Source organism: Micromonospora sp. Llam0 (assembly GCF_003751085.1).
GTDB lineage: Bacteria > Actinomycetota > Actinomycetes > Mycobacteriales > Micromonosporaceae > Micromonospora_E.
Genome location: NZ_RJJY01000001.1, coordinates 6154961 through 6177144, shown reverse-complemented (window position 1 = coordinate 6177144; position 22184 = coordinate 6154961). Strand labels below are relative to the sequence as shown.

Here is a 22184-nt window from a genome sequence, read left to right as displayed (position 1 = left end):
GATCACCGATATTCCGAGGCATGGCAGAAGAGGGTAACGCAACCGAAGCTGAAAAGGACGCGGTTGCAGATCTCCTGAGGCGAATCAGATTGGCGCTCAAGGGATTTGGCGCGGCGCCGGCAGAGCCGGCGAGCCTCGTGTGGAAAACAGGAGGGGAGCACTTCAGGTTTCCTGTCGATCCCAAAGACCTCCCTGTGCCACTTTTGCCGCGTTTTGTTCTGGCGCTGGCCGGCGCCCAGAACATGGGGCCTGGCGATAAGGTTGCTTGGGAGTACATCTTCACCTTCGAGGGATCCGAATGCGCACTGAGCCTCCAGAAGTACGGGTTAAGGCTTTACGTCGGACGCCGACCAGGGTCCGCCGAGAAGGAGGCTTTGCAGGCGTCCCGGCGTATTGTGAGCCGACTGAAGAAGGCGCAACAGATCGTTGAGAAGAGTCTGCTCAGTCCCAGGATTGAACTCCTTATGGCGGCTGGCGAGTTCGCTATTACCAACCAGGCCCCACGCCTGCGCGGGATGTACAAATACTTCCGAGATCGGGCCTTTGAGGAATTCAGTACTCCACCTCAAGCCACGCCACCGGAGCCGGTCCCGGGGCGGCCAGGCATGATGCGCCAGTCGGTAAAGGGCCCCCTCTTCAGGCAGGTGACCGGCTTCTACAATACCTTCGCTATGGTCACCGCCTACACCAGTTGGCTGGAGCACGTCCTGGTGCTGCTTCTGCCTTTTATTGGCGGCCTTCCGCCGGGAACAGAGATCAAGAAATTCATCGGCGATCGCTGGAGTGCAAAGTTCCAGAAGGTGTTCGATATGAAAGACCGTGTTGCCAAGGGCCACTACGACACCATACACGCCATCGTGGAATACTATCGGAATCCGTACTCGCACGGCGGATTCGATAAAGCCGGCTCCACAATCTCGGTCTTCTTTCCTGGCCTCGGGGCGCTGCCGCTGACGATGAGCGACGTGCGCGACAGTCCGACGTTCGACTTCACTCCTGCCGGCGTGGACGGATTTACCTCGATCTGCTCTGAGCTCGATCGCGTGGATGGGTGGCTGGAATCCGGAGCCACCGAGATCGGCATGATCTGGATCAACGAAGGGCTGGACGTCAGGTTCGACAAAGAATTCGCGGACCTTCTGACCTCCCGATCGGCCGACGTCGAGGAATTCCAAGAGTGGGTCTTCCGCAGCTCACTGGAGCGAGACCGCATGGAAAATATGGAAGGCTTGTTCTAGGCCAGACCAGATCATTCATCGATCAACAACGGCACGTCAAACCTGACTCTTATCACGGGGCTGGGTTTTGGCGGGTTGTAGGTCGCTGACCTGGGGTTTTGGTGTGGTGGGTGTGCACTAAACCGTGGCGTCTAGGCTGTCAGGTGTGTCACCGTACGTCCGCACTGTGAAGACGGCTTCGGGTGCGAGGGCCGTGCAGATCGTGCACTCCTCGCGGCGGGGATCACGCGATATCGAACACATCGGGTCGGCGCACGACGAGACGTAGCTCGCGGTGTTGAAGTCGGTCGCGCGGCAGCGGTTGGCGGCGGGTCAGGGCGAGCTGGACCTGGGGCTGGACGACAGTCCGGACGCGGGCGGCCCGTTGGAGATCACCAGCTCGCGGATGGGGCACCTGTGGGACGCGTTGTGCCGCGGCTACGACCAGCTCGGGTTCGCTGAGGCGGCCGGCGGTGACGAGGTGTTCCGGCAGCTGGTCCTGGCCCGGATCATCGAGCCGACCAGTAAGCAGGACAGCCTGCGGGTCCTGGACGAGGTCGGTGTCGACGCGGTGTCGTATCCGACGGTGAACCGTCGCCTGCCGCAGTACGCCAAGGCCGGTTGGCGTCAGCGTCTGTCGGCGGCGTGCGCGGCGCACGCCCGGCTGGGACCGGCGTCGTTGGTGCTGTACGACGTGTCGACCCTGTACTTCGAGACCGACGCCGGTGACGGGTTCCGCGAGTCCGGGTTCTCCAAGCAACGCCGTCTCGAACCGCAGATCACGATCGGGCTGCTGACCGACGCCGGCGGGTTCCCGCTGATGGTCGAGGCGTTCGAGGGCAACAAGGCAGAGACGTTGACGATGGTGCCGACCATCCGGTCGTTCATGGACGCGCACCGGCTCCCCGACGTGACGGTCGTGGCCGACGCGGGGATGATCTCGGCGGCCAACCAACGCGCGATCGAGGACGCCGGGTTGTCGTTCATCCTCGGCGCCCGTATCGCCGACGTTCCCTACGCGGTGGCCGAATGGCGGCGTGAGCACCCCAGGTTCCGCTGGTGCAGCACCGATGTCAGCCGGAAGTCCCGGATGCCGCCGGATGTGCTGGCCTCGATCATCGCGGCGTTCACATCGAGCGTCGCCACGTCGACCTGCCCGGCCGCCAGCAGCTTCAGGTTCTCGCCCGACCCCTTGCCCGGCAGCACCTCCATGGCCAGGCCCTCGTCGCGGAACCAACCCTGCGCCCGCGCCACCAGCAGCGGCGCTTCCCGCCCCTGGAACCCGGCACCCGTCAACACCGTGACCTTCTGCACAGCGGCGGGGCCGGGAGCGGGCAACCGACCGCAAGCCGAGGCAGCTACCCCAGCCGCGACAACGGCACCACCGGCGAGTAGCCGGCGGCGAGTGATCGTACGGACCATCAAGACCTCGCTTACTTAGCAATACGTGTCGGGATGAACGAAGGGCGCGGACATCAGGAAGCCGCAGCAGGGCAGAGTGGGATGGCCTGCCCTCCCGTCCTCGACGACGGGGGACGCCCAGGTGCAGGAGGGCAGGCCCTGGCAGAGGTGTCCCGCCTCAGCCCCTACGCGAGGAGGCACCTCTAACCAGACCGAAAACCTAGATTGCTAAGTAAGACAAGTCGACACGGGAGCACTTGACTTACTTGCCAACACAGGTCAGGGCGTGATGCGATGGCTTCACCTACGCGAGGAGCCTGCCGTGCCGACCCCCTCCCAGCCCGCTGAGCCGGTCTTCCGGCGGATCATGCGCGACATCGAGACCGCCATCGCCACCGGCGACCTCAAACCCGGCGACAAGATCCCATCCACTTCGGAACTCCGCGAACAGTACGAATGTTCAGCACCCACCGTCCGCCAAGCCCTCGCCCGTCTCCAGGAACGCGGCGTCCTTCAAGGCCACCAAGGCCGAGGCGTCTACGTCAACAGTGCGCCGGACTGACCGCTACGCAACCAAAGTGCCTGCGGCTCGCTCCGCCCACGACCGGTCGTCGTCGGACAGGCTGCCGACGGGTAGGGGACAGGCGTGTCGGGTACGCCGGCTCGGCGGCAGGTGTCTCGATCGACTCTTATGCACCGGAGGATTTCTACCCGACAGACGTTGTTCTCGCCGGGTTAGTGGCGCGCGCCTGAGCGAGGACGGTGGTGAGAGCGTCGCGCATCATCTCGCCCTGGACGAGGCGTACGTAGTGCGACCGCCTCTCCTCGAAACTCCCCAACTCGATACGAACGAAATCGGTTCGCGGCGGGTCATCGACAAATCGAACGAGTTGGAGGGTCACTTCAGTCGGGTACCGCCCCGGTTGCGGGTTGCAAGCGTAGCGGCGACCCCAGTGGGCCGGCGGTGACAACTCGGGGTGGAACTCACTTGGCCCGCCAGCAGTGCACTCGGTCAATTCGCACCAGTCCGGGTGCGGGTCCTCGATGATATCGAGCGCTACTCGAGGATGGTTGTCCACAGTCGTCCTTTCGTGTCGGAGATCGCTGTTTACGCTGAAGCTGCGGATCGCATGGGTATAGGGCCGAGGTTGCGTGGCCGGATCGGAAGGCTGTCGGTGCCGTCAACGTCTGCAGGCTCGGCTCGGGCCATGACGTTGCGCGGGAGGAGGGAGTCGACGCTGGTTCCTCCGCCAGGCAGTTGGTATCTCACGAGCAGCGCGAGGTGTGAGTTGGTGTCGACGACGCCGGGTCGCCACTGCTCAGCGCGCGGCGGCCACACCCAGACGGGGTCGGCAGATCGGTACGCCGTGGCGTCGGCGATGTCGTCGGGGTGGCGCTCGGTCGGGTCGATGACCGGGGTGGGCATCATCGCTCCTTGCGTTTCTATTCAAGGGATGTAGTGGAGGGTCGTGGCTGGCTTGTGAGGGCGAGAGTCGATCCTGTCGTTACGTGTCGCATTGTCTCGGAACGCCCATGGCCAGGCGAGCGGCCGGCACCGGCCGGCACATATCGGCCGGACATGTGGTCCTGCTCTCCGACCTCAATCACGTCGCCTAGCTATCACGGTTTCACGGTTGGGTGCGGCTCTTTTGGAGTGATGGCTGGTCATCCGGCGAGGGTGTAGCCCTCCCGTTGTTGCTGGTATCTGTTCTGGTGTATGCGTTGGTGTTCTTGTTGCAGGTGGAAGGCCCAGTAGGCGTTGAAGTCGCCGTTGGCGGATACGGCGCGTAGCTTGAGGATGGCTTCGGCGGTGTCCAGTCCCCAGCGGGCGCCGGTGATGTCCATGCGGTCCTTGACCAGATGCCGGCAGGCGCCCTCGATCACGCCGGTGGCGATCGGCCACCCCGCAGCCAACGCGGTGTGGTAGTCCAGGTAGGGCTGGTGGCGGGTCAGGTAGTCGGCGCACTCGTCGGCGCCGGCGCGTTCCCTGGCCGAGTATCCGTACCGGGTGGCCCGCCGACGGATCCCGGCCGCGACCTGCCCGGCCTTGCCGGACAGGATCTTGACCGCCTGCTCGCCGACCCACGCCTCGGCGGCGGGGTCACCGGTGTAGAAGAACGCCCACGCCGCTTTCCACACGTACTCGAGCACGTGGACGAAGTCCAGCACGATGTGGACCTTCACCTGGCGGCGGTCCGCCTCGGCCCGGACCGCGTCGATCTGGGCACGGTTACCGTCAACGAGCACGACCCAGGTCCGCGCCTGCCGCGGGTCACGGCGACACGCCTCGTCGAACCCGGCGGCGACGACCGGGGCGATGTCGTCGACCACGGACGCCGTCAACCACCTGGCCTGGGCGACCGGACCCCGCCGACGCCGGCCGTCGTCACCGGTGATGATCTCGGACGGGGTACGCGGCACCGGCGCCGCGTCGTAGACCACCGCCAACTCCGCCATCCGTTTACGGCCACGTTTCTCTCCCGGCGACAGCCGGGTGGTCAACCTACGGCCTGTCCGGGCGGCGGCCTTCGCGGTGGCGTCCCGTAACGCGGACGGGATCATCACGACACCCTTACCGTCGAACGACAGCACCAGCAGCCAGCCATCGCCGACCGGCCGGTGCGATCGGGTGTCGTAGAACGCGGCCACGTCCACAGCGGCGGCCACCGCCAACTCCTGCACCTGCCGTTTCCCCACACCCACCCCGCACGACCGGTCGATCGCGGCGACCGCGTCGTCGAACGATCCCCGTACCGACTCCACCGCCGCCAACCGGCGCAGCCCGTGCGAATGCCTCTCCACCGGCAGGTTCAACACCGCGTCCGCCGGATACAGGTTGGCCACTCCCGACGCCCGGTACGCCATCCTGGTCACCGTCACCGCACCGAACACCGTGCCCAGCCCCCGACCATGCCCCACCTCCACCCGGGAACGGACCACCTCATCGGCACCGACCACCCGTTCCCGGCGCACCTCCCGCGCCGCCCGCAGATCCACATGGTCCTGCAACAACAACCGCAGCAGCTCACGACCCCGCACCGCGAGGCGGTCCTCCAACTCGGCGTGCGTCAACCCGTCACTGTCCGAGCCGGCCAACCCCTCCACCAACTCCTCGAAACACTCCCGCGACCGGTCGAACGCCCCCGCCACCACGTACCCTGACACCCGGGCTCCTTCTTCGGTTGTGGATCTAGACCACCCATCAACCTACGAGAAGGAGCCCTTCAACCTTCCAACCGACCCAAACACCCCCGCGACCACTCCCCGCAACCACTCCGCGACCATAGGCAATCACCGCCTCACTCCAGAAGAGCCGCACCCTTCGTAGATCGGCGTCACGAACTCTTGCGCTTGACGCAGGCCGCCTTGCTCCATGCGCTGCCACTCGGTCCACATGCCCTCGGCCGCGTGCAGCGCCGCGACAAGTTCCTCGGCGACCGAGTCACCTGCACCGCAATGCAGACACCACGCCTTGATGTCGTACACGGATGGCGGTTGCTTCGCGTGCTCGATCTTGCTGACTTTGCTCTCGTGCCACTTCGCAAGGCTGGCTAGTTCACGGCCCGAGAGGCCCGCCCGGTTGCGGATCTCTCGGAGCCGATTGGCGAGCGCTGCGCGAGCTTCCTGCGCGGCGGAATATGGAGTAGGCATGCGATGCGCTAGATCGCGTACTGCGCGTGCGGGGTAGCGCGATCCCAGATGTCCTCGAACGCCAGCGAGTACCGCGCCGCAAGCGCTGTGTCGTCCAGCTGCTGATGGCGCAGTTTGCCGCCATAGCCGTCAAAGTGGTTGATCACGACAACGGCCTTGTCGAAGATCCAGAAGTCTACCGCCGGAACGAGCAGCCCTACTGCGCGACTACGGGGTAGCCATCGGACCTCTTCGCCGCTGGCGATGTTGAACGGCTCCGTCACGTCGTATTCGTACCGGACGTAGTCCGTGACCGGCTCAGAGACGATGCGGGCACGCCGGACCTCGACGCCCCGCGCCGTGGTCTCACTCATCATCGTGAACCACTCGTTCCAACGGTCCGCCGGATCGAAGCGGTTTCCGTCACGCCAATTGAGCCAGTCGGGATCGTCCGGCTCGTAACCATCGCGCATCTCCAGGTGGATAGCCGAGCGGACCGCTCTCTTAAACAGCTGCGGCAGGATCGCCACCCGTGACTCCCTTCAAGTGCGGAAGCAGTCGCGCCGGGATGCGGACCACGGTCTCATGCGCCGGTACCGGGCCGGTCGCCTGAACCTGGCTCATGGTCGCGTCGTCGATGCGCCAGCCTTGCACGATCAGTGGTAAGTAGTCCCAAGTCTCGTGGGTGACGCGGATAGGTGGGCATACCGACGGCCGGCGCGGCCGGTTGTGGTGACGGCGCCGTTGTGGTGGTGGTGGTGGGTGTCAGCCGGTCGGTGGTGGCTGGGCCCAGGTGTGCAGGTCGGCGGGAGACGCGGTCCAGGGTAGGAATCGTTCCAGGTCCGGGCCGGTCAATGGTGTGCCGCCGTGGTGGCCGCAGGCGTCGAGGTAGGCGGTGAGGTAGGTCAGCGGGTTGAGGCCGGCCTGTTCGGCGGTCGCGGTGACGGTCCAGACGGTGGCCGCGAGGCGGGCGGCGTCGTCGGTGCGGGAGCCGTAGGCGTTCTTGCGGGTCACGACCGGTCTGCGGAGCGCGCGTTCGCTGGCGTTGTTGTCCAGGCTGATCATGGGGTGGTCGCGGTGGGCGGTCAGGCCGTCCCATTCTCGGTCCAGGGTGGCCAGGGCCTTCTTCGCCGGCTGTTGCAGCCCGGGGCTGGCCATCTGTGCCTGCCGGGCGGTGTCGATCGCGTCCAGAGCGGTGTCCCAGGCGGTGTACGCGTCAGCCAGCCGCGTGGCGGCTTCGGTCGCGGCGCGTCCGGGCGTGGCGGCCGTGGACGCGTTCCACGCGTCGGTCAGTTCGTCGTGGGCGTGGTAGAGGGCCTTGATCCGGTCCAGCCAGTCGCGGGTCCAGTACCCGAGTTGGGTCGGGTTCGCGTCCCCGGCGCGCACGAAGTACCGGCGGATGTGCGCCCAGCAGTACAGGTTGGTCAGACCGTCGGTCCTACGCCCGGCCGAGGCGTAGACGGTGTAGAAGTCACTGGAGACGACCAGCCCGCGCGGCCCGCCGTCGTCGTGCGGGGTCAACTGCCCGGTGTCGGGGTCGATCCCGGCGTGCCGGGCCAGCACCACCCCGGCGCGGGTCGGGTCCATCACGAAACAGGTGGTGTCCGCGCCGATGAACACCCACAGCCACCAGCGGGCCGGCCCGTCACCGGTATCGGGGGTGAACACGTGCCACGAGGTTTCATCAGCGTGCAGATGCCACGAATCACGGTTACGGGCGACGATCGCCTCTTGCAGCGGCGCGAGCAGCGCCCCGGCCGCCGTGCAGGTCCCGACCAGCGTCGACCCGCTGACGTCAGCCCCGTGACGGGCCAGCCCGGCGATCAGGGAGTTCTGGGAACGCCCGGCCACATACCGTTCGACCAGCAGCATCGCGATGAAGCCGTTACCGAACCGGCCCTTCCCGACCGCTTTCGGCGGCCCGGGTGCGGTCACCGTCCTCGCTCCCGCACACCGGCAACGCCGCCGGTACCGGCGGCGGCGGTGTACCACCACCCGCACCGTCACCCGCCAATCGACCTGCTCGAAGGCGTGATCACCGAACGCCTCGAACGGCGACGAACAATCCGGGCAGCAGTACCCGCCCCCGGTGAAGTCCCACAGCACCTCCACCCGCGGCAGGTGCGAGTAGTCCCTACGGCCGGCCCGGCCACCCGGCCCCCGCCGCGTCGCCTTCCCCGACTGCCGCCCGTCAGATTGACCGCCATGTCCACCCTGGCCGTCACCGTCACCGTCGACCGGCGACGACGGCCGGACCCGCTCCGACGAACGGCCGAACACCAGCCGCTGCAACACCGCCAGCTCCGCCGACAACCGCTCGTTCTCCGCCCGAAGCCGCCCATTCTCCGCCCGCAACTCAGCGTCCTCGGCCCGCAACTGCCCAGCCAACCGCTCCCACCGCTCGTTGGCCTCCACCACCCGAGCCAGCACATCCCGCAACCCGGCGTCAGCATCCGCCTCCACCGCAGCACCCACCGAAACCGTCACAGCCACCAACCAACACCATCACAGCCGCCCGACCACGCACCAACTGTCCGACTTACACACAGTCACCCACGGGACTTGGGACTACTTACGATCAGTGAGCCGTCTTCGTCGTCAACCCACACGGTCGGCGAGCCGCCCTGCGGGCTGTCGGGATCTTTCGCGATGAACCGCAGCTCTGCCATGACACGATCTTTCGTCCTGTTGGTCCGAGCAATTCCCCTTGGCCGAGTGTGCACGGCACAGCTACAAACCTCAATAGAGCTTGCTCAAGCTTGCTCGGCCGAACCGGGTGCCCGCCCAGTACCGGTGCAAGGATGGCTCGCACCTTGGCCGATGGCCACTCGAACCCCCGGCCACGCGTTGACCATGCGCCGCAATGATCGTTACCTCGCGGTACGGTTGGCGGCGGCGGTCGATGCGGCGGTGCCGGCTTCCTGCTGGCGGGCGCGGTTTCGGGAGGCAGCTCGATGAGTTCGACGGTGGGCGACAACGTGGGGCGGCTACGTCGGCTCAGAGGGCTCACCCAGGAGCAGTCGGCGGAGGCCGCCGGGCTTGCGGTCGAGACAATCCAGAAGCTGGAGCAGAACAAGCCGGGATCACCACGGATGTCGACCTTGCGGGCGATCGCCGCCGCGCTTGCCGTGCCGACCTCCGCACTCGTCAGCCCTGCCACCACTGGCCCGGCAGCCGGGGCCGGGACCGATGACGACGAGATCGCGGTCGGCCTGCTACGGCGGGCGTTGACTCCAGCACGGGGTCTCAACGGAAGACTCGTCGACAGTTCCTCGGTTAATCCGCCGACGGTGCCTGATCTGCAGGCGTCGATTGCCGAGATCGACCGGATCTACCATGGTGACGATTACGCCAGCGTGCTGGCCCGGTTGCCGGTGCTGATCGGCGAAGCCCGCAGCCTTGTTGACGCGAGTGCCGGTGATCAGCGAGTCGCTGGCGCGGGGCAGCTTGCTCAGGCGTACCAGATCGCCGCGACGGCGTTGGTCCAGCTCCGGCGCTTCGATCTTGCCTACCATGCGCTGAGTCTCGCGCTCGACGTCGCGGACGAGTCCGGAGACGAACTGGTCGCCGCGTCGGTTGTCACCACGATGTGTTGGCTGTTGCTCCGGCAGGGGCGGTTCGACGAGGCTGAGCGGTTGGCTGTCGCCACGGCGGACGCGATCGAGCCACGCTTCTCACGTACGGACCCGACCCGGCTCGCGGTCTGGGGCTGGCTCATGTTGCGCGGGTCGGCTGCGGCGATCCGCGATGGTCGCGCCGACGACGCCGGAGAAATGCTCGACGCCGCCGGTGCGGCGGCGGTCCGGATCGGCGAGCATCTTCCAGCGGAGGCGGCTCTCCGTATGCCGGTGACCATGGGTGCCTTCTGCCCAGTGACCGTGGAGATGAAGCGGGTCGAGATGTCGGTCGTGGCGGGCGACCCGGTCACGGCGCTCGCGTTGGCGGAACGCGTACCGCCGAGCAGTGGCCGGGCCACGTCGGACAACCGGAATCGTCACCAGCTCGACCGGGCCTGGGCCAACGCTGAGCGCGGCGACCTGGTCGAAGCGACGCGCATCCTGTCCGGGCTCCGAGCGGTGTCGCCCACCTGGTTGCGGAATCAGCGGTACGCCCGGGACATCGTCACCACGATCCTGGCCCGTCGCCGTCGGCCGGTAAGTCAGGAGCTGGCCGTGCTGGCTGACCTGCTGGGTGCGGGGTCCTGAGCATCCTTCACGGAGGGCATGTCCGCATCGGGGCATGATCGACGCCGTCGCCTCGGACGCGATGCGGTAGACCATCACTCGTTCCTGCGCTGCGGCGGGATGCGAGCGCGTCGGTCACATCCGGCAGCGACAAGATGATCATCATTTTGCGGTACGGTTGTCAGCGGTGAGCGTCGAAGTCTCGCTGACGCGGTGCTGATCTTCCGGCGATCAGGGATGGTCGAGATGGCAGAGTCAGAAGGTTCGGACTTCTCCCGTCGACTGGGTCAATTGCGGACCGAGCGCGATATGTCGCTGCGTCAGCTCGCCAGGGCGACCTTCTACAGCAAGTCCTATCTGCATGAGCTCGAAAACGGCTCTAAGCGCCCAACGGCGCAGGCTGCCCAGCGTCTCGATTCTGCGCTCCGAGCCGGCGGTGAATTGTCAGCACTAGCTGACACTCAAAGGGGCTCTTCGAAGTTGAGCGGGGTTCGCGGTTGACGGCGCCCCTGGCGTAGAGGGCTCGCAGCCCTTCGGTGATCATCTGAGTGTCTAGATCGGATGGTCACAAGCGGAGAGCTGCGAGCATGGTCAACGATACGACCCGGCTGCTGGGCCTGGACGGCCTGGTGGTGGATCGGGTCAGGTTGGACCCCGACGGTGTCCCGGTGGTTGCTCTGTCTACCGCCGATGAGCAGGCACAATGCTGCCCGGACTGCGGTGTGCGGGCCCGGCGGGTCAAGGACTGGGTGACGACCCGGCCGAGGGACCTTCCCGTGGCGGGCCGGGCGACGCGGCTACGGTGGCGTAAACGCCGCTGGCATTGCGACCACGGCGGATGTCGGCGCCGGACGTTCACCGAGCAGGTGGCGCAGGTCCCAGCCCGGCATCGGGTGACCGCCCGGTTGCGGCAGGCCGCCGGGGCGGCGGTCGCCGACGGCGCCCGCACGGTCGTACAGTCCGCCCGTGACCATGACCTGTCCTGGCCGGTGGTCGCGGCGGCGTTCACCGCCCACGCGGGCGTGGTGCTGCCCGACGAACCGGAACCGGTGGAGGTCCTCGGGATCGACGAGACCCGCCGGGGCCGGCCGAAGTGGGTCTTCGACCAGGTCAGCCAGGCGTGGCAGAGCAGTGTGGACCGGTGGCACGTCGGGATGTGTGACCTGTCCGGCGGTCAGGGACTACTGGGCCAGGTCGAGGGCCGCACCGCCCAGGTGGTCATCGACTGGCTCGGCCACCGCAGCCAGACGTGGCGCGATCAGGTCCGGTACGTCGCGATCGACATGTGCACGATCTTCAAGTCCGCGGTCCGTGAGGCGCTGCCGCACGCGATCCTCGTCGTCGATCACTTCCACGTCGTGCAACTCGCCCACCAGGCCCTCAACGAGGTCCGCCGCCGGGTCACCGTGCAGGTCCGGGGCCGCCGGGGCCGCGCCGGTGACCGCGAATGGGACCTGCGTAACCGGCTGACCCGCTCCGCGAAGCGGATGCGCGCGGAACGCGTCGACAAGCTCTGCGACGAGATCGCCGGGCTACCCGCCGGCATCAGCGTGCCGGTCCTCGCCGCGTGGAACGCCAAGGAAGACCTCCTCGACCTGCTGGCCCTGGCCCGCACCCACCCGGACCGGGAAAACGTCGCTCGACTGCTGCACCGCTTCTACCAACGCTGCGCCGACAGCGGTCTACCCGAACTCGCCCGCCTCGCGACCACGATCGAGATCTGGTGGCCCCAGATCCTCGCGTTCCTGCACACCGGCATCACCAACGCCGGCTCCGAAGGCACCAACCGAGTCATCAAAACCGTCGCCCGCGACGCCTACGGCTTCCGCAACCCGATCAACCAACGCCTACGAACCCGCTGCGCGACCACCCGGAAAAGCCGCGGACACCTCAACCCCGCTTAACTTCGAAGAGCCCTCAAAGGGCCCTCAGTCGCCGCCAGTTCGTAGCTGGAGCTGGTCTCGCTGCCGCGCTTCCGCATACCTATCTGGATCACGGCCGCCAGATCGGTGCAGACCTTCCGAACCAATTGGTGGAGCGTACCGCGCGGTTGCGTCGTCTGGACGACTTCCTTGGCGGCGCGGACACGTACCAGATGTACGCCGCCGAGCTTGATTCTACAGATCGGCTCATCCGGGACGGACGTTACGCCGAGGATACCCATCGACGGTTGTTGGCGGTGCTGGCCGAGCAGGCGCAGTTGGCTGGCTGGGCCGCGTTCGACGCGGGCCGTCACGGCGACGCGGAGCGGCTGTATCAGGCGAGTCTGACCGCTGCTCAGGAGGCGGACAACCCGGCGCTTGCCGGCAACGCGCAAGCGTTTCTTGCCTACCAGGCGATCGCGCTCGGCCGGTCCGGCTTGAATCTGGCTATCGCGGCGTGCGAGACAGCGAAAGAGGGCGCAACTCCGAGGGTCCTGACCCTTCTGCACTGCCGCCGGGCATGGACTCACGCCCTTCAAGGGCAGGCAGCAGAAGCGGAACGGCAGCTCGATACAGGCGCACGGTGGCTGAGCGCCGCCGGTGACCGGGCTGAGCCAGATTGGGTCTACTGGGTGGATGACGTCGAGGTCGACATCATGACTGGCCGCTGCTGGTCGGTGCTGCACCGGCCGGTGCGCGCGATATCGGTGCTGGAGCACGTCCTGGCGCTGTACAGCGACACGCATGCCCGTGACAAGGCGCTCTATCTGACCTGGCTCGCTGACGCGTACCTCGACGCCAACGAGGTGGAACAGGCGTGCTCCGTGGCGGGCAAGGCAATGCGGTTGGCGGCCGGAGTCGGGTCGATCCGCCCAGCTCAACGGATCGACTCATTCATGTCGAGGCTGGATCCGTACGCGGCTCTCCCGTGTGTCGTGGACCTGCATGGCCAAGTGGCGGAGATGAGCCGGTAGCGTCGCCCGGTCGAGACAGCTTCGGCCTCAACTCTCCGGCGCGGCCTCGCCAGTCGACCCTCGGAGCCACTCCAGACACGCTGCTGATCCTGCCACGATCGCGGTAGCGGTGATCTGCGGGTTCTGCCAGGGATGGTGCGCGAGTAGGTGGCGCTCCAAGGCTTCGTACCGGGCGGCCGTGGTGTTGAGTAGCACCTGCCACTCTTCACCCTCGCCTTGGTCGCCGAGATGCCAGAAGACGCTGATCACGGGGCCAATCACCTGGGCGTTCCCAGCCAGGCGAGCACGTACCGCCGATCGGGCGAGGGCTACTGCGGCATCACGTGTCTCGACTGCGGTCGACACCTGTAGATAGTCGCTCATGGTCCGAGGTTAGCGCCCTCTCCAGCCGATCCGGTGTCTGCGGACAGCAGATGGTATTCGGCGGACGTCCCCGCTATCGCGTCTTGCGCCAGCGGCCGTGAGTATCGGTTTGTTCTTGCGGACTCCGTCCTGTTGCGGGTGTTTGGTAAACGGATGCCACCGTACGAGGGAGCACGAAGGTGAATGAGACATCAGTCTTCCTGCTGGGTTGGGCGGTGGGTGCGGATCCATTCGGCGACCTCGTCGCGGTCCCAGATCCGCATGCGGCCGGAGGCGACGAGCGCGACCGGTGCCGGGAAGCTCGCCCGGTTGGTGATCTCGGTGGCGCGGGTGCGCGATACGCCGCCGAGCATCTCGGCGACGTCGGACAGCGCGACGACTCTCACAAGCTGAACGTAAGCACCAGCACCCCGTGAACCTTGACAGTTGCAAGGTTGCCTGTGGACGGTCATGGATGCTGTCCGGGCGAGACATTAGCGGTGTAGCGCCGTGAGCTTGATCGATTAGGTAACACGAAAACGATCTTGAGAAGGAGAGAGAGCAGTGATCGTCGAGATGATTCGTGAGCTGGTGGTGCGGTGGCAGGAGTGGCGGGACGGGCGGTCGGCGGCGTCGAAGCGCCTGGCCCGGCTCGACCGGGAGCGTGCGGCGGCCAGGCAGCGGCGGTTGGACGGCAACCGCGGGCATCGCTGGTCGTCCGAGCCGACGATGCTCACTCCGACGCTGCGTCCGCTGATGACCTACGGCCAGCTGGTCGGCTACCGCGTACCGGCAGGGTTGTGATCCTGGTGGACGACCGTGCTGGCGAGTCGGGTCCGAACGCCGCCGACGTCGACGCCGGTGTCACCCGAGAGTGCGAAACCGATGAAGCGGCCGAGATGGCTCTCACGCTGCGGTGGAGCTTCGAGGACTTGAAGGCCGAGCACGGTGAGGCCGGTGCCCGCCGGATCGTCGCCGAGATCCTTGCCCGGTGGCAGGCCAACGGCGGTGAGCCCGTGTCACTCGACGACGCGTGACTGCTTTGGAATCGTCATCTTTGAAAGGGACGGAACGATGTGGGACATCGGGGCGCTGTTCAGTGCGGCGTTGCTGGGCTTCTGCGCCGGGCTGTGGTCGTTCAAGGTGAAGTCGCGATGGTGCCCGGACTGCGGGCGTACGACATACCCGTTGGCGGATCGGCGTGGCGGGTAGTCGGCTGCTCCGCACGTCCGAGCCGAGGCCGGGTGACGTGCTGGTGGTCGGCGGTGAGGCCAGCGTGCAGTTCGCTGGTGAGCGCAGACTGCGGTTCCGGGTCATCTCGGTGGACCCCAAGCCGACGTACGAGGGCTGGCTCTGGGTCACGGGTTATGTGATCGACAAATCAGGCGAAGCCGCCGAGCGGCGGGAGATATTCGTGCAACGTGATGGACTTTATCGTCTGCCCCGGCACGACGGGTCGTAACTCTGCCCGGCGGCCGGGTCGGACGGTGGTCAGGCGGCGCGGTTGTAGACCGTGATCGTCAGGTTGATCGAGCTGAATACGGTGTATCCCATCCGGACGTCTTCGCGGTTGAACCGCACCGAGGCGAAGCGGTCTTCGTTGGTGATCGCGCAGGTGTACCTGGTCTCGGGCAGGTCCTCGTCGAGCGTCAGTTGGTACTGCGCCGTCGCCTGCTGGCAGAGCTCCGGGCCGTCACCTGCGGCTTCCCGTAGCTCGGCGTTGTTGATCGCTTCGAGGCCGATGGTGCTGAACCGAACATCGGCCCGGCCCGTCTCGTCGTAGCCCGCGACGTCCCAGTCCGGCGCGAGTGAGTCGAGGTCGATCTCCGTTCTCGCGGAGAGGGGGACGACGGTTTCTGCCCGGTGCACCGTCACCGATGTGCCGCCGGTCGCGGGATCCGGCCCGGCAGTGGTTGGCGACGAACCCGACGAACTCGACGCAGTGGTCCTGGTCGGGCTCGGTGCCGGCGCGCCGGCCTCCGGTGCCGCGCCCGACCGCGCCGACCAACCGACGATGCCCGCCCCGATCAGCGCCAGCACCAGCGCGCTGAGGAAACCAAAGCGAGGGCCACCGGCCGTACGCCATCTGAAAGCGAGCGCGACCCCGCCGACGAGCAGACTGCCCGCGATGAGCCGCAGCCCCGCCGTCGGATGCTCGGTGAAGAAGGACGCGACACCGGCGACCGACCCGGCGATGGCTGCCGCCTGAATGAGACGGTCGACCCAGTTGATCTTCTGCCGGGGCGTGGACGGATCTGTGCGCGGCGGCGGTGGATCCACGGTGGCCGACACAGCCCAAGGGTATCAATCAGTCTCGACAGATCGGCACATCCGGAGGGTTCACCACATACTTGTCGTAGAGGTTCTTCGTGTCGCCGACGCCGCCTTCCTTCGGAATTGGTTTTGCGTTGAAGAGCTGCAGAAACGTGTTGATCACCGCGGCCAGACCGGCCGGGATGGTGTAGCCGACGCCGTACGACGCCCAGAGGCCGAGCTGGGCGCTGCGGCACAGTGCGATCGGCGCGCCGAGTGCGGAGCCGATGGTCATTCCGAGGGTGAGGGTCAACTCGAAGTACAGCCCGGCGATGAAGCCGAGCGCGCCGAGCCCGACGTGGAACTTGGCGTGGTAGTCGAGCCACACGCCGTTGACGCCGACCGAGATGCCGGAGATCGAGTCGATCAGGCTCTGGTCGACGCTGATCGAGTTCGGTGCCCGTACGCCGAACGAGCCGTTGGCGTAGCCGAAGCCGATCGACTGGCTCAGCGACCACTCGCCGGTGGCACTGATGTTGCCGTCCTTGGCACCGAACGCCGTGTTCACCCCGATGACCTGGGTCACCGTCGCGGAGAACGGCACGCCCAGCACCTCGCCGATGGGGACGCTGAAGTCGACCGGGATCAGGATGCGCGGGTCGATGTTGCGGCCGGTCGACGTCGTCGCTTCGATCTCCACCCGCAGCGCGGCGGCCCCGTTGACCATGAACTCGGCCCGGGTCACCGTCGCTCCCCGGATCTCCAGGTGGAAGCCGGCGGTCGGCGCGGTCATCTTGAGCAGGACCTTGCCGAGCAGGCGCACTCCGTTGCTGTCGTAGGTGAACTTGGCGCCGACCCCGTCGGAGCAGCAGATCGGCGTGGCGGCCAGCTTGCCGACCTTGGCGGCCGCCGACACCGTGCCACCGCCACCGCCACCGCCACCTCCGACGCCGCCACTGTCGTCGCCGGACTCCGCCCAGTTGGCCGCCGCGTCCGGCATCGGGACCGCAGCCGTCAACGGGACCGGTTCGGCACTGGTGAACGTGCCGTCCCGGATCACCTCGGTGATGTCCACCGGGCCGAGGGCCACGGCCAGGTCGTCGCCGTCGCGTCGGACGTCGACCACCCGGCCCACCGCCCGCCCGGTGAGGAACATGACCTTGCCGGGGGTGAGCCGGTCGGCGTTCTTCGCGGCCGGGTCGATACGCCAGGTGAAGGTGTCAGCGGCGACCGAGCGGACGGCGTCCGCGCCGCCGCCGACGAACACCACGTCCGGTTGGTAGGTGACGTCCGGGTGCGGGGTCGGTGCGGCACCGTACCGCTGCTCGGCCCCGGCACTCACCGGCGACGCCGCGTCCGGCTGCGCCCCGTCCGCCGGGCCCGCGCCGCCGCAGGCCGACACCGCCAGGAGTACGGCGACGGCCGACCCGATCAGTCGCCGGGAGTTGGTGAAACGGGATCCCATGACCGACACCCTTCGGGTGAGCCGATGACGGTGGATGATGGACGGGGTTCAGAGCCGACCGGCGACGACGCGGGCGAGGTCTTCGAGCGGCTGCCGGTTCTCGGCGGGATCGTTGAGCAGCACCAACCGGATCGAGACCCACTGGCCGGACGTGTGGACGTACACGTTGTTGTCTTCGGCGTAGGCCTCGTCGCCGACGCCGCGCAGCTCACGAAACTCATGCCCGAGCTCCCGGTTGATGTCGAGGATCTTCTTTGCGCCGGGTCCGACGAAGACCTCCACCTGAGCGGTCGGCCCGGACGGTGGCGACGTGAACGTGCAGGTCGCCTCGACCTGTCGGGGCGCGTCGAGCGGTGTGCCGGCCAGCTGCTCCGCCTCCTGCTGGGTCACCAGGTCACAGGCGTTGATCAGAGCCGGCGCGGCAGGCGGCTCGGTCTCCGTGCTCGCTGGTGGAGCCTGGCCGGTCACGGCGCTGTCGTCCGGGAAGCCGGACGGCAGTCCGGTCGAGGTGCCTGCGGTCGACATCCGGTTCCTGATCAGACCGATCAGCTCGACGGTGACGTCCCGGTCGGCGTCGGGGGCGACGACCTGGACCTCACAGGCCCGGTCGCCGACGATGAACTCGGCGAAGCCGCCGGGAGCGAACCGGATCCCGTCCGGGCCGGGTTCGGTCTCGCCGTACGCCGATTCGGTGGGCAGCTCACCGGACGCGGCCGTACCCGGGCCGCCGATGCTGACCGTCACGGAGTGATAGGTGTCGGGGTTCTCCCACACGCAGACGCTTTCGCCGAGGCCGTCGCCGGGCCCGTCGCCGGGTTGCCCGCCCGCCCGCCGGCTGGCCGCTGCGGCCGGCTGACCGCCGGAGTCGGCCGGTTGCGTGTTCGTCGCAGCGGGAAGCCGCCCCGGTCGGGGACCGCGCTGGCGGTCCGACGCCGGTCAGGCTGCCACGAGCATATTCAATAGACACCAGCTAATCCAGAGACGCTGTCTAGTTAATATCTTGGTAGGGTGACGGAGCTATGGCAGCCGACAACGAGACCAGGCCGACCCGGAAATACCGATCAGCCGTACGCGAGGCGAGCGCCCGCCGGACCCGACGGGCGATCGTCAACGCCGCCCGGGACCTCTTCGTCGAACGCGGCTACGCCGGTGCCTCGCTCGCCGACGTCGCCGTCGTGGCCGGTGTCGCCCGCCCCACCGTCTTCGCCGCCTTCGGCTCCAAGCCGGCCCTGCTGCGCCAGGTCCTCGACGAGGCCCTTGCCGGCGACGACGAGCCGGTGTCGGTCGTCGAACGCCCCTGGTACCAGCCGGTGCGTCTCGCCGACACCGCCGAAGGCGTACTCGACGCGTACGCGGAGGTGTGTCGGCTGATCGGCGGCCGGACGGCACGGATCTTCGAGACCGTACGGCAGGCGGCCGACGACGCCGAAGAGGTCGCCCAGGTCTGGGAGACGCTGCTGCGCAACCGCCGGATCGGCGCCACCGGCGTGGTCGGGCGACTGCGCGACCTGGGCCCGCTGCGGTACGGCTCCGACCTCGACCGGTCGGTGGATCTGGTCTGGTTCTACAACGACCCGGCGCACTACGGCAGCCTGGTGCTGCGCTGCGGCTGGAGCGAGACCGACTTCCGGGACTGGCTGGCCAGCCAGCTGAAACACGCGGTCCTGCCCGGCCGGTGACCCGCTTCCAGCGGCCACTTCCGGTGACTCTTAACGAACTCTCATCAAGTTCACGTCCGGCTTCCACCCGCTTCGGTTGTGATTGGCCGGCAGAGATCGAGGTTGAGCAGGGCATCGCTGTGAGTTACTTCACGTTCTGACCGATCGGTCAGGCATCCTGGGTCGGCTCCGGCATCCTTGGTCGCGACGGATGACCAGAGGGAAGGAGGCAGGCCAGGTGACGCAGACCGGCCGGGGCGGCGCAGCGCGGCCCGAGCTACGCGAACAGATCCTCGACGTGGCCGCCCAGCGCTTCGCGGTGGTCGGCTTCCGAGGCGCCTCCCTCCAGGACATCGCCGCCGAGGTGGGCTGCGCCAAGGCATCCCTGCTTTACCACTTCGACAGCAAGGACGCGATCCTCGCTGCCCTGATGAACCCGGCGGTCGCCAGCCTGGCCCAACTCGACCAGCAACTGGCCGGACTCGACGACGAGACCGCCCGCCGTACGGCGATCGACGGTTTCATCGAACTCTGCCTGCGCTACCAGCGGCAGATCGCGGTGCTCTACGCCGAGATCCCGCAGATGCTGCACCAACCCGCCTTCTGCGACCTGGAACAGATGATCGACCGGCTGCTCGACGCCCTCACCGGTCGGTCCGGACGTCTGGCGGACCGGTTCGCCGCCCTGGTGGTGCTGGCCGGGGTCGCCGCCGCCAGCTCCAAACATCTCGACCTCGACGCCGACCGGCTCCGCCCGCTGCTGGCCCAGGTGATCGACCGGACCCTCGGTGAACCGGGCCGACGCGCGAGCGGGGCCTGACGCGCACCGAACACCCGAAGTTTCGTAACGACCGACACGACAGAGGATGCCGCATGGCCACCCTGCTATACCGGCTCGGCCGGACCGCCTTTCGCAAGCGACACCTGGTCGTCTCGATCTGGTTGATCGCCCTGGTCGGTCTCGGAGCCGCCGCGCTCGCCTTCCGCGGGCCGACCGCCAGCGACTTCAACATCCCCGGCACCGAATCCCAGGAAGCGTTGGAGCTGCTGCAGGAGCAGTTCCCCGAGGCCAGCGGGGCCGGTGGCACGATCGTGATCGCCGCGCCGGAGGGCGAGCAGCTCACCACCCCGGAAGGCCAGGCCGCCGTACTGCAGGTGGTCGGCGAAGCCAACCAGATCCCCGGCGTGATCGCCGCGCTCGACCCGTTCCAGACCGGCAGCGTGTCACCCGACGGCCGGTTCGCCCTGGTCAACGTCCAGTTCGCCGAGCCGAACGACGAGGTCAGTGACGAATCGCGCCAAGCGTACGAAGCGGTCGGCGGGCCGGCCCGCGACGCCGGCTTCCAGGTGGCCCACGGCGGTGAGGTGATGAGCACCGAGCCGCACGTCGGCTCGCAGGAGGCGATCGGTGTGGCGATCGCCCTGGTCGTCCTGATCATCACCTTCGGCTCGCTGGTCGCCGCCGGCATGACGATGCTGAACGCGCTGATCGGCGTCGGTGCCGGAATGGCCGGCCTGTTCGCCCTGAGCAGCGTCATCAACCTCACCTCCACCGCCCCGGTGCTGGCGCTGATGCTCGGCCTCGCGGTCGGCATCGACTACTCGCTGTTCATCACCTCCCGGCACCGGCAGCACCTGCTCGAAGGGCTGGAACCGGAGGAGGCCGCCGCCCGCGCCGTCGCCACCGCCGGCTCCGCGGTGGTGTTCGCCGGCGCCACCGTGGTCATCGCCCTCGCCGGGCTCTCCGTCGTCGGCATCCCGTTCCTGACCGTGATGGGTCTGGCCGCCGCCGGCACGGTCAGCGTCGCCGTCCTGGTCGCGATCACCCTGCAGCCGGCGCTGCTCGGCTACGCCGGCCGCCGGGTGCTGCCGCGCGGTAAGCGGGCCGTCGACCCGGCCGACGCACCGACCGCCCACGAAAACCAGGAGTCCTTCGGGTTCCGCTGGGCCCGACTGATGGTGAAGCTGCGGATCCCGGTGATCGTGCTCGGCGTGGCCGGCCTCGGTGCCCTGGCGATCCCCGCCGCCGACATGCGGATCTCCCTGCCCGACGCCAGCACCGCCCCGCTGGGCAGCAGCGAACGGACCGCGTACGACCTGACCAGCGAAGGGTTCGGGGCCGGCTTCAACGGCCGGCTGATCATGGTGGTGTCCGGTGACTCGGCGGAGGCCACCACCGCCGCCGCCGGTCAGATCACCGGTACGGTACAGGCCCTCGACGGCGTACTGATGGTCGCGCCGCCGCAGCCCAGCCGGGACGGGCAGACCGCGATCCTGGCGGTCATCCCGGCGACCGGCCCCACCGAGGCCGAGACCGAGGAGCTCGTCGAGCGGATCCGCGTGGAGATCGCCGAACTCGGGCTGGCCCCGGACGACGACGGCCCCGCCGCGATCGCGTTGACCGGTGTCACCGCCGTCGGTATCGACGTCTCCGACAAGCTCGCCGACGCGATGCCGGTCTACCTGCTGCTGGTCGTCGGGCTGTCGATCCTGCTGCTGATGCTGGTGTTCCGGTCGATCCTGGTGCCGGTGAAGGCCGCCCTCGGTTTCCTGCTGACCGTCGGCGCGGCGTTCGGCATCACCGTCGCGGTCTTCCAGTGGGGCTGGCTCGCCGACCTGGTCGGCCTGGACACCCCGGGCCCGCTGGTCAGCTTCCTGCCGATCCTGCTGATCGGCATCCTGTTCGGCCTGGCCATGGACTACGAGGTGTTCCTGGTATCCCGGATGCGGGAGGACTTCGTCCACGGTGACACCGCTACCCAGGCCACCATCAACGGGATGGGGCACGGCGCTCGGGTGGTCACCGCCGCCGCACTGATCATGATCTCGGTCTTCGGCGGCTTCATGCTGGTCGACGACCCGGTGATCAAGTCGATGGGCTTCGCGCTGGCGATCGGCGTGCTGATCGACGCGTTCGTGGTGCGGATGACCATCGTGCCGGCGGTGATGTCGCTGCTCGGCCGGGCCGCCTGGTGGCTGCCGCGCTTCCTCAGCCGGATCATGCCCAACGTGGACATCGAAGGCGAGCAGCTGCGGGCCCGGCTGGCAGCGCAGCGCGACGCCGAGCTGGTCGGCAGCGGAGCCAAGCAGTCCTGACCCGATTCCACCCGGCATCGGTGCGCTGGGCTGCGTACCGGT

At 67.7% G+C, this 22184-nt stretch carries 22 protein-coding genes and 2 pseudogenes; 13 read left to right on the top strand and 11 right to left on the bottom strand.

The genetic code is table 11. From position 1 onward, the window contains the following. Positions 1 to 20 precede the first annotated feature (20 nt). Positions 21 to 1238, top strand: coding sequence for a hypothetical protein (locus EDC02_RS26730; RefSeq protein ID WP_148083640.1), 1218 nt, complete (start codon positions 21 to 23; stop codon positions 1236 to 1238). 193 nt (positions 1239 to 1431) lie between these two features. Further along, positions 1432 to 2265, top strand: a pseudogene (locus EDC02_RS26725) (IS1634 family transposase); the annotation flags it as partial. Here the strand turns inward: EDC02_RS26725 and EDC02_RS42920 are convergent. After that, positions 2232 to 2639, bottom strand: a complete 408-nt coding sequence (locus EDC02_RS42920; RefSeq protein WP_123605171.1) for an ABC transporter substrate-binding protein — start codon at positions 2637 to 2639, stop codon at positions 2232 to 2234. The pseudogene EDC02_RS26725 and the gene EDC02_RS42920 overlap by 34 nt on opposite strands. A gap of 301 nt (positions 2640 to 2940) precedes the next feature. On the opposite strand from EDC02_RS42920, the gene EDC02_RS26715 reads away from it, so the two are divergent. After that, entirely contained in the window at positions 2941 to 3180 is a 240-nt protein-coding gene (locus EDC02_RS26715; protein WP_233606304.1) for a winged helix-turn-helix domain-containing protein, read from the top strand. Positions 3181 to 3726: 546 nt separating this feature from the next. On the opposite strand, the gene EDC02_RS26705 is transcribed toward EDC02_RS26715, so the two are convergent. The 5 genes from EDC02_RS26705 to EDC02_RS26685 form a co-directional block, all read right to left on the bottom strand. Continuing rightward, on the bottom strand, positions 3727 to 4044 hold the full coding sequence (locus EDC02_RS26705; RefSeq protein WP_148083639.1) for a hypothetical protein: 318 nt from the start codon (positions 4042 to 4044) through the stop codon (positions 3727 to 3729). 239 nt (positions 4045 to 4283) lie between these two features. Beyond that, the gene (locus EDC02_RS26700) at positions 4284 to 5771 is read right to left on the bottom strand and encodes an ISKra4 family transposase (RefSeq protein WP_370461507.1); all 1488 of its coding nucleotides are present in this window, start codon (positions 5769 to 5771) and stop codon (positions 4284 to 4286) included. 138 nt (positions 5772 to 5909) lie between these two features. Then, on the bottom strand, positions 5910 to 6269 hold the full coding sequence (locus EDC02_RS26695) for a helix-turn-helix transcriptional regulator (RefSeq protein ID WP_123604318.1): 360 nt from the start codon (positions 6267 to 6269) through the stop codon (positions 5910 to 5912). An 8-nt stretch (positions 6270 to 6277) separates the two neighbouring features. Next, positions 6278 to 6778 (bottom strand): DUF6879 family protein, encoded by a 501-nt coding sequence (locus EDC02_RS26690; RefSeq protein ID WP_233606303.1) that lies wholly within the window; start codon positions 6776 to 6778, stop codon positions 6278 to 6280. 235 nt (positions 6779 to 7013) lie between these two features. Further along, complete coding sequence (locus tag EDC02_RS26685; RefSeq protein ID WP_199757460.1) at positions 7014 to 8741, bottom strand: IS66 family transposase; 1728 nt, start codon at positions 8739 to 8741, stop codon at positions 7014 to 7016. A 461-nt stretch (positions 8742 to 9202) separates the two neighbouring features. On the opposite strand from EDC02_RS26685, the gene EDC02_RS26680 reads away from it, so the two are divergent. The 4 genes and pseudogenes from EDC02_RS26680 to EDC02_RS26665 all read left to right on the top strand — a co-directional run. Beyond that, positions 9203 to 10453, top strand: a complete 1251-nt coding sequence (locus tag EDC02_RS26680; protein ID WP_123604317.1) for a helix-turn-helix domain-containing protein — start codon at positions 9203 to 9205, stop codon at positions 10451 to 10453. 216 nt (positions 10454 to 10669) lie between these two features. Further along, positions 10670 to 10933, top strand: coding sequence for a helix-turn-helix domain-containing protein (locus EDC02_RS26675; protein ID WP_370461567.1), 264 nt, complete (start codon positions 10670 to 10672; stop codon positions 10931 to 10933). An 86-nt stretch (positions 10934 to 11019) separates the two neighbouring features. After that, on the top strand, positions 11020 to 12336 hold the full coding sequence (locus EDC02_RS26670; RefSeq protein ID WP_123604316.1) for an ISL3 family transposase: 1317 nt from the start codon (positions 11020 to 11022) through the stop codon (positions 12334 to 12336). Further along, positions 12333 to 13328, top strand: a pseudogene (locus tag EDC02_RS26665) (XRE family transcriptional regulator); the annotation flags it as partial. The gene EDC02_RS26670 and the pseudogene EDC02_RS26665, both read left to right, overlap by 4 nt. A 27-nt stretch (positions 13329 to 13355) precedes the next feature. On the opposite strand, the gene cutA reads toward EDC02_RS26665, so the two are convergent. Both cutA and EDC02_RS26655 read right to left on the bottom strand, forming a co-directional pair. Further along, positions 13356 to 13691: a divalent-cation tolerance protein CutA gene (cutA, locus tag EDC02_RS26660; protein ID WP_123604314.1), complete on the bottom strand. Its 336-nt coding sequence runs from the start codon at positions 13689 to 13691 to the stop codon at positions 13356 to 13358. Positions 13692 to 13882: 191 nt separating this feature from the next. Continuing rightward, positions 13883 to 14077: an AlpA family transcriptional regulator gene (locus EDC02_RS26655; protein ID WP_123604313.1), complete on the bottom strand. Its 195-nt coding sequence runs from the start codon at positions 14075 to 14077 to the stop codon at positions 13883 to 13885. 157 nt (positions 14078 to 14234) lie between these two features. On the opposite strand from EDC02_RS26655, the gene EDC02_RS26650 reads away from it, so the two are divergent. The 3 genes from EDC02_RS26650 to EDC02_RS26640 all read left to right on the top strand — a co-directional run bounded on the left by EDC02_RS26650 (position 14235) and on the right by EDC02_RS26640 (position 15132). Beyond that, a complete protein-coding gene (locus EDC02_RS26650; protein WP_123604312.1) occupies positions 14235 to 14474 on the top strand; it encodes a hypothetical protein in 240 nt (79 codons plus the stop codon). 5 nt (positions 14475 to 14479) lie between these two features. Continuing rightward, positions 14480 to 14707 (top strand): hypothetical protein, encoded by a 228-nt coding sequence (locus EDC02_RS26645; RefSeq protein ID WP_148083638.1) that lies wholly within the window; start codon positions 14480 to 14482, stop codon positions 14705 to 14707. Positions 14708 to 14871: 164 nt separating this feature from the next. Beyond that, positions 14872 to 15132 (top strand): hypothetical protein, encoded by a 261-nt coding sequence (locus EDC02_RS26640; protein WP_233606302.1) that lies wholly within the window; start codon positions 14872 to 14874, stop codon positions 15130 to 15132. 29 nt (positions 15133 to 15161) lie between these two features. On the opposite strand, the gene EDC02_RS26635 is transcribed toward EDC02_RS26640, so the two are convergent. The 3 genes from EDC02_RS26635 to EDC02_RS26625 are packed head-to-tail and all read right to left on the bottom strand — an operon-like array spanning position 15162 to position 18132. Further along, positions 15162 to 15962, bottom strand: coding sequence for a hypothetical protein (locus tag EDC02_RS26635; RefSeq protein ID WP_123604310.1), 801 nt, complete (start codon positions 15960 to 15962; stop codon positions 15162 to 15164). A 16-nt stretch (positions 15963 to 15978) separates the two neighbouring features. Next, entirely contained in the window at positions 15979 to 17388 is a 1410-nt protein-coding gene (locus tag EDC02_RS26630; protein ID WP_123604309.1) for a hypothetical protein, read from the bottom strand. A 48-nt stretch (positions 17389 to 17436) separates the two neighbouring features. Then, positions 17437 to 18132: a DUF3558 domain-containing protein gene (locus EDC02_RS26625; RefSeq protein WP_148083637.1), complete on the bottom strand. Its 696-nt coding sequence runs from the start codon at positions 18130 to 18132 to the stop codon at positions 17437 to 17439. Positions 18133 to 18407: 275 nt separating this feature from the next. On the opposite strand from EDC02_RS26625, the gene EDC02_RS26620 reads away from it, so the two are divergent. The 3 genes from EDC02_RS26620 to EDC02_RS26610 all read left to right on the top strand — a co-directional run bounded on the left by EDC02_RS26620 (position 18408) and on the right by EDC02_RS26610 (position 22142). Next, entirely contained in the window at positions 18408 to 19067 is a 660-nt protein-coding gene (locus EDC02_RS26620; RefSeq protein WP_123604307.1) for a TetR/AcrR family transcriptional regulator, read from the top strand. A gap of 217 nt (positions 19068 to 19284) precedes the next feature. Further along, positions 19285 to 19866: a TetR/AcrR family transcriptional regulator gene (locus EDC02_RS26615; protein WP_233606301.1), complete on the top strand. Its 582-nt coding sequence runs from the start codon at positions 19285 to 19287 to the stop codon at positions 19864 to 19866. Between the two features lie 53 nt (positions 19867 to 19919). Beyond that, positions 19920 to 22142 (top strand): MMPL family transporter, encoded by a 2223-nt coding sequence (locus EDC02_RS26610; protein ID WP_123604305.1) that lies wholly within the window; start codon positions 19920 to 19922, stop codon positions 22140 to 22142. The last annotated feature ends 42 nt before the right edge of the window (positions 22143 to 22184 follow it).